The sequence below is a fragment of the Commensalibacter intestini A911 genome (genome assembly GCF_000231445.1).
In the GTDB taxonomy this organism is placed as follows: domain Bacteria; phylum Pseudomonadota; class Alphaproteobacteria; order Acetobacterales; family Acetobacteraceae; genus Commensalibacter; species Commensalibacter intestini.
Window position 1 is genome coordinate 1 of the sequence record NZ_AGFR01000021.1, and the last position, 2,500, is coordinate 2,500.

Genomic DNA, 2,500 nt, shown 5'->3' on the forward strand with positions numbered 1-2,500 from the left:
CTGATTTTATAACAAATCTGGCGCGTAAAAAGGGTAAGTGTTTACATAGCACTTACCCTTTTTTATTGTTGTTACTTTGGATGCTTAGTATATTCTAATAAGAAAGTTAAAAGGAGATGAGCGTTTTTATATATGTGGTGTTGAATTAATATTTAGTTGCTTTAAATAGTTATTTAATTTTTTGCATTTACAAACGCTTCTAATGTTTCTTTTCTAGCAATATCATGAGTAACAATAGGTTGAGGATAATTTATGATTTTTCCCATTTTTTCAGCCCACAAATGCGGAGTATGAATGAGTTTTTCAGGAACTTGAGCTAGCTCTGGTAACCATTGACGGATAAAATTGCCATTTGGATCAAAGCGCTTTCCTTGAGTGGTTGGGTTGAAAATGCGAAAATAAGGAACAGAATCTGTTCCTGTTGAGGCTGCCCACTGCCATCCACCATTATTTGCTGCAAGATCACCGTCAGTTAGTTGTGACATAAAATATTGTTCGCCCCAACGCCAATCAATCAGTAGGTCTTTGACCAAAAAACTAGCAGTGATCATTCGTAATCGATTATGCATCCATCCCGTTTGATTGAGTTGTCGCATCGCAGCATCAACAATAGGATAGCCTGTATTTCCTTTTTTCCATTGCTCGAACTGATAAGAATCATTCTTCCATTGGATATTGTCCGTCCATTCAATAAATGGTTTGTGTCGACATAATCTGGAATGAGCAACCATTAAGTGTTGATAGAATTCACGCCATACAAGTTCATTAAACCAACAAAAAGCCCCGCTCTCTCTGTATAGCCAAAATTCTGGATGCTCTTTGTTTAAAAAATAAAAACATTGTCTAACGGAAAGAACCCCTAAGGTTAAATATGCAGAAATTTGACTGGTATAATCAATGCTTGGAATATCTCGCTTGTCCGCATAGTTGATGACACGCTCTTCACAGAAATGTTCTAAATGGGTTAGCGCTTTATCTTCGCCAGCTTGAAAGAAATCGTAAGGTTGCATTGGATAGTTAAAGTTGGGAATAGAAGATATCGTTGCCTGTTGATGTATTCTTGAAGTAGGAGTTTTGTAAAGTTTATGATTGCTTTGTAAGAAGCGATCTAAAAATGCCTGACGAAATGGGGTAAAGACTTTATACATTTCACCTTGGCCATTACGAACAGTCAATGGCGTTAAGAATAGGTTACCATCGAGCTCATAAATTTCAACGCTAGGCTGCAGCTTTTGTTTAATAAGCCAATCTCGTTTACGTTCATTATATTCATATTGTCTATTATAAAAGAGACTATTTATTTGTTGTTCTTGGCAAAACTTCTCAATAACATCTACGGTTTTATTAAAATCAGGACACTGTTTTATATGTAAGGAAACATTAAGGCTTGTTAGTGATTTTTGAAGTTCTATCAAACTATCATAGACAAAATGAGCTTGTTTGGAAGACATATTGTGCATTTGCCACTGTGCTGGTGTTATCATAAATAACGCAGTAACAATGGCTTCAGGATCTTCGCATGCCTTGGTGAATGCAGGGTTATCTTGAATACGTAGATCGTTCCTAAACCATATTAAGTGTTTTTTTACCATACTAATTTGATCATTTTGCCTAAGAGATTATTCACTATTGATTCGTAAAAATAAAAATGATTAACTTTTTGAATCAATATTTAGTTATTTATAAAATTAAATAAAGGTTTTTATAACGATTTATTCGGTTTTTAGAGCAAGTAATATTTATAATTCATGATTTAGGAATAAAATGTCATGAGAGACGTTGCAACAGATACTATCGATACCCCAAAAAGTCCTGCGATTGTTGTGTTGATCGCAGTGATGGCTGCTTTAGGTGGTTTATTATTTGGATATGATACAGGGATTATTGGTGTTGCCCTTTTAGGGTTGGGTAAGTATTTTGCTCTGGATGACTTAACCAAGCAGTTGGTAACAGGAGGCATCGTTTTTGGTGCTTTATTTGGATGTTTGGGCACAGGACCTTTATCCGATCGTTTAGGACGACGCTTAATGGTTATTGCTGTGGGGCTTGTATTTGCAGTTGGGTCAATCGCGTCAGCTATATCTACAAATATAGAATTTTTAATTTTTTCTCGATTTTTGCTTGGGTTGTCTGCAGGAAGTGCAACGCAGATTATTCCTGTTTATATTGCTGAGGTTGCGCCGCCTCAACATCGTGGAAAAATGGTTGTTTTATTTCAGTTTATGGTGGTTTTTGGAATTACTGTTGCTTATTTTAGTGGTTTTGTATTGGGTGATCATTGGCGTTGGATGTTTGGACTAGGTCTTGTCCCAGCAATTATTTTATTATTGGGAATGGTTGTTTTACCAGAAAGTCCACGTTGGTTAGTGATGAAGCATCAAGAGCTAAAAGCTCAAGAGATTTTAGAACGATTACGTGCGAGTAAAGATGCTGCAATAGCTGAAATAGCTGAAATTGAAACAGTTGCTAATCACCCTCAAGGTAGTTGGAAAGATTTGAT

General features: G+C 36.0%; 2 protein-coding genes (1 of these 2 cut by a window edge). One reads left to right on the forward strand and one right to left on the reverse strand.

The features are described from left to right. Nucleotides 1–173: 173 nt before the first annotated feature. Entirely contained in the window at nt 174–1,592 is a 1,419-nt protein-coding gene (gene phrB / locus CIN_RS11090) for a deoxyribodipyrimidine photo-lyase (protein WP_008855180.1), read from the reverse strand. Nucleotides 1,593–1,769: 177 nt separating this feature from the next. On the opposite strand from phrB, the gene CIN_RS11095 reads away from it, so the two are divergent. After that, nucleotides 1,770–2,500, forward strand: partial view of a sugar porter family MFS transporter gene (locus CIN_RS11095; RefSeq protein WP_008855181.1) — the 5' portion only. It continues 661 nt past the right edge of the window; only the first 731 of its 1,392 coding nucleotides appear in the window; the start codon lies at nt 1,770–1,772; its stop codon lies beyond the right edge, outside the window.